4 protein-coding genes and 1 pseudogene are annotated in these 4,249 nt (G+C 55.3%); 2 read left to right on the top strand and 3 right to left on the bottom strand.

What is annotated here, in order from left to right; all coding sequences use genetic code 11:
- The first annotated feature begins 418 nt into the window (after positions 1-418).
- A complete protein-coding gene (locus RMSM_RS05070) occupies positions 419-1,051 on the top strand; it encodes a response regulator (protein WP_008692511.1) in 633 nt (210 codons plus the stop codon).
- A 171-nt stretch (positions 1,052-1,222) separates the two neighbouring features.
- A complete protein-coding gene (locus RMSM_RS05075) occupies positions 1,223-2,605 on the top strand; it encodes a mandelate racemase/muconate lactonizing enzyme family protein (RefSeq protein ID WP_008692513.1) in 1,383 nt (460 codons plus the stop codon).
- A gap of 155 nt (positions 2,606-2,760) precedes the next feature.
- On the opposite strand, the gene rdgB is transcribed toward RMSM_RS05075, so the two are convergent.
- From rdgB to RMSM_RS05090, 3 genes and pseudogenes are all read right to left on the bottom strand, one after another.
- Positions 2,761-3,366, bottom strand: a complete 606-nt coding sequence (gene rdgB, locus RMSM_RS05080; RefSeq protein ID WP_008692516.1) for an RdgB/HAM1 family non-canonical purine NTP pyrophosphatase — start codon at positions 3,364-3,366, stop codon at positions 2,761-2,763.
- Between the two features lie 32 nt (positions 3,367-3,398).
- On the bottom strand, positions 3,399-3,752 hold the full coding sequence (locus RMSM_RS05085; protein ID WP_008692518.1) for a hypothetical protein: 354 nt from the start codon (positions 3,750-3,752) through the stop codon (positions 3,399-3,401).
- A 73-nt stretch (positions 3,753-3,825) separates the two neighbouring features.
- Positions 3,826-4,249 (bottom strand): annotated as a pseudogene (locus RMSM_RS05090) (hypothetical protein); the annotation flags it as partial.

The raw sequence follows: 4,249 nt of genomic DNA on the forward strand, positions 1-4,249 counted from the left end.
TTCAGCAGCCGAATGGACGAAGGGACCTTGCAGTCCCCTTGGTAGCGGATTTAAATCCGTTCCCACATGTTCTTTTTCCCGAACTCCTCGGTTGTGAGTAAATGCGGTAAAAGAGCCGCATTTTCGCGATGTTGGGTGTCAGGAAGTGGTCATCGATACGCGAGCGGTGTATTTGGATTGCGGTTTCGGTGAACAAGTGAATTTGTGGGTGTGCTCGATAAAAACGTCAAACGTTAAAAACATTTTCATGTTTGGCGGGTGGCCGGAGTAAAACATCATCCTGCGTAAGGGTGAGCACCCGAATAGAGTAAGCTCTACGGGCGAACTTGCTGGCGAGGTATCTCGGCTACGCTTGACGTGGTGGGAAAATTAAGAAATTGCAGATAAGCGACTCTCTTCTATTTACAGGAATAAGAAAATGACCAAGAAGCTTCTAATTGTTGATGATCACGAGATCATTCGAGTGGGGATCGGGCTGCTGCTTGAGGGGACCGAGATCGAGGTTGCCGGTGAAGCGACAACCGCGGCAGAAGCTCTAAGCCAAGTCGAAGCCATCAAACCCGACGTGGTCTTGTTGGACATCCGTATGGAAGGTGGAGACGGATTGAACGCGCTTGGACGAATCAAACTGGATCACCCTGATCTGCCAATCGTTTTGTTCTCGGCATACGACAACCCGACCTACATCGCTCGTGCGGTTGCCCTGGGCGCTGCAGGATTCGTGTTGAAGTCGGCTGGCCGCGAACGTTTGACCGAAGCGCTGAAGCTTGCGGTTTCTGGCGAATCGGCATGGACTCGCGAAGAACTGCGTCGCGTCACCGGAGCTTTGGCGACGCCGCGATTGAGCCAAGACATCGAAGTGCCTTTGACTCAGCGTGAAAGCGAAGTTCTTCGCCAAATGGCGCTTGGTTTGACCAACAAAGAAATCGCCAAAATGCTTGGCATCAGCTATGAAACGGTGAAGGAGCATGTTCAACACATCCTTCGCAAGATCGGCGTTAGCGATCGTACTCAAGCGGCTGTCTGGGCTGTTCGCAAGAACTTGGTCTAGTGCGGGAGGGTTGCGAGGATGATATAGATCTTCGCAGCCCATCAGTCTTGCTCGGTTTGACCAGAACAACCGGCAAAGTGCTCGACGCTTGGATCATTTGATTGATGCAAAATTTGACGACGTGGATTGTGGCAGTCGAATGTCTTACAAAATTCGGCTACAGTTTTAGGGATGAAAACCTCAACTGATTTACACCGCGTCGATCTGAATGTTCGCAGCGAGACCTATGATTACCGAACGCCAATGAAGTTTGGCGGGCGAGTGGTGACGGATGTCACCGTGGTTTCGGTCGATTGTCATGCCGAATCCGCCTCGCGGGCAGCGACCGGACTTGGTTCGATGACAATGGGAGTCGCCTGGGCGTGGCCGGACGCGTCGCTCGGGGATGCGACAAAACTAGACATCGTCGTCGAGTTGGTCGGACGTATCGCAAACGCGTTCTCCGACAGTGAGTTGACGGGGCATCCGCTGGATATTTGTCATCAGATGATTCCAGCACGCGAAGCGATTGCGAAACAGCTCGCGACAGAGCGAGGTTTGGCGCAACCGATCCCCGATCTCGCCGTGCTTCTTGCCGCTTCGCCTGTCGAGGCGGCGCTGTTTGATGCGCACGGAAAAGCGGCGGGGCAAAGTAGCTATGCGCTGTTGTCGCAGCCGCATCTGCAACATGATCTGTCGCACTATCTAGTTGAGTCGGCGTACCGTGACGTGCGGCTTGGCGATCTGATTTCGGACAAGCCCGTCGATACGATGCCGCTGTATCATTTGGTCGGTGCCCTCGATCCGCTCGGCGATGGTGATTTGGATCAACCCGTCGGTGATGGAATGCCCGAAACGCTGCGTGATTGGATTGTTCGCGATGGTTTGACCCACTTGAAAATCAAACTCAACGGCGATGACTTGGATTGGGACGTCGAGCGAGTGATCCGAACCCATCGTGTTGCCACCGATGTTCGACAAACACCGGCGGATGGGCAAGCTGATTGGGCGTTTTCGCTCGACTTCAACGAAAAGTGCGCCGACGAAGAGTACGTGTTGGCGGTTCTTGATCGTATCTCGCAGCAGCAGCCTGACGCGCTTCGCTGCATCCAATACATCGAGCAACCGACCCATCGTGATTTGGAACGGTTACCCGCCATCACGATGCATCGCGTTCGCCAGCGATTGCCGGTAGTGATCGATGAATCGCTCGTGAACCTGCGTTCGCTTCGCACGGCAATCAAGCAAGGCTATAGCGGGATCGCTCTAAAGGCCTGCAAGGGTCACGCCGAGGCACTGCTGTTGGGCGCGGTCGCACGTCATGAGAAGCTGTTCTTGTGCGTCCAGGATCTGACGTGCGTGGGAGCGTCGCTGTTGCACTCTGCTTCGTTGGCTGCCCACATTCCTGGCGTGGCGGCGATCGAAAGCAACGGTCGTCAATATTCGCCTGCCGCCAATCAGCGGTGGATGGCCGAGTTTGGCGAGTTCTTTGAAGTCCGTGGCGGCCAAGTGCCCACACGAATGCTGTCGGGCCCAGGGCTCGGTTATGGCGACGACCCGGCGTTATCGTTGTAACAGCGACAGCTACCAGTCGTAGCGAAAGTCGCGAAGACTTTCGTCCACCCTGCTCCATCGTCCACCCTGCCCCATTCGTCCGCTCCGCCCCTCATTCGAAACTCTTGGCGAGTTTCGCTACCGCCTATCCCGTACTAATGAAGCCTGTTCGGCATTTAGATTCCGTCGATGAGTCGCAGGAACTCAGGCACAAATTGCCGAAGCGCCCGTGAGCGGTGGCTGATCGCTCGCTTAACCGTCAGATCCAAATCACCAAACGTGCGATGATATTCGCGGATGATAAACAGTGGGTCGTAGCCGAACCCGGCATTACCTTGCCGCGTGTGGGCAATCCGGCCACTGCAGCGTGAATTGGCTTCGAGTCGCACGTTGCCTTGCGGATCCGAAAGGCACAAGTAGCTATTGAAGTGAGCCGTCCTGCGTTCATCGGGGACGTCCTTTAGTGCCGCCAACAGTTTGTCGTTATTGGCTTCGTCGTCACCATGCGTACCGGCGTAGCGAGCCGAGTGGACACCGGGTTCACCCCCGAGTGCGTCGACGGTCAATCCGCTGTCCTCGGCTAACACCCATTGGCCGAGATGCTTGGCTTGTTCGGTTGCTTTTAGCGCAGCGTTCTCAGCGAACGTTGCTCCCGTTTCATCGACGTCGATCGAGTCTTCGATCTCGGCCAACGCCAACAGCTTGACTTTGTCGTGCGGCAGTAGCAGTCGCAATTCGATTAGTTTCTTGGCGTTGTTCGTACCGACAACGAGTTGGAACATGACAGCAGCCCCTAACAAAAGAGTGTGTGAGATTACTTCGCGATCGCATCGGCGATTCGGTCCACGGCGGTGCGAAGCGATCGCGCCGCCATCACAAAATTGGTGTGGCCGCTGACTTCGGGCTGAATTGCTTCGTACAGTTCCGTTGCCTTGCGAAGCTTGCCGATCTTCTTCTTTGCCATTTTCAAATAGACCGCAGCATCGTCGACGGCATCGAGCGGTCCGACCGCCAAGATGAAATCGTAGAGATCACGGACAACATCGCGAAGATCCTCGTCATCCTCAGCTTCATCGCAATGTTTCAAGAAGGTACGCACCATCCAAACATGCGTGATCTCGGTATCAATGCTGCGAACACGCGACATCGGGTCGGTCGCTGGTTCCATGGCTGTTTTCGTCACCCTGAAAGGACTCGAGTCGTTGAAAATAAGGTTGCAAGCGTCGCCCGGTTCGCTACGGCTAGCTGGACGCCTCGTTCGGCGTTTCGGCTGCCTGGTCCGTGATCGCTGGTTCCTCGGCTGCCGGAGCGTCAACGGCCGCTGGTTTCGGAGCGGCCGCGTGACCATGCGGTGTGTTCATCGCCACGATCACGACGCCGACCACCGTCAATAACATCCCCACCCACAACAGCGGATTGATGGTGACGTCACCATGTAGTTTGAAGATCGAAACGATCGCGGATACCGAAACCGCACCGCCAAACACAATCGGCATCACCAACAATGCGTTTCCGCGGCTGGTCATCATTGCCGTCGTCAAGCAAACCGCACCAAAGGCGCCCAAGACGCCTGCCAAAAATCCCCACTTCATTGTTGGGAAATAGGCCCCGGAATAGCTAAACGAATCGCCTTTGACTTTCATCATCAGCAAACCGCCGCAAATC

The sequence above is a fragment of the Rhodopirellula maiorica SM1 genome, from assembly GCF_000346295.1.
Classification (GTDB): Bacteria; Planctomycetota; Planctomycetia; order Pirellulales; family Pirellulaceae; genus Novipirellula; species Novipirellula maiorica.

What these genes read in the sequence shown, in the direction of transcription:
- RMSM_RS05075 (WP_008692513.1), top strand. Translation starts at nt 1,223, where the DNA reads ATGAAAACCTCAACTGATTTACACCGCGTCGATCTGAATGTTCGCAGC.
- rdgB (WP_008692516.1), bottom strand. Translation starts at nt 3,366, where the DNA reads ATGTTCCAACTCGTTGTCGGTACGAACAACGCCAAGAAACTAATCGAA.
- RMSM_RS05085 (WP_008692518.1), bottom strand. Translation starts at nt 3,752, where the DNA reads ATGGAACCAGCGACCGACCCGATGTCGCGTGTTCGCAGCATTGATACC.
- RMSM_RS05070 (WP_008692511.1), top strand. Translation starts at nt 419, where the DNA reads ATGACCAAGAAGCTTCTAATTGTTGATGATCACGAGATCATTCGAGTG.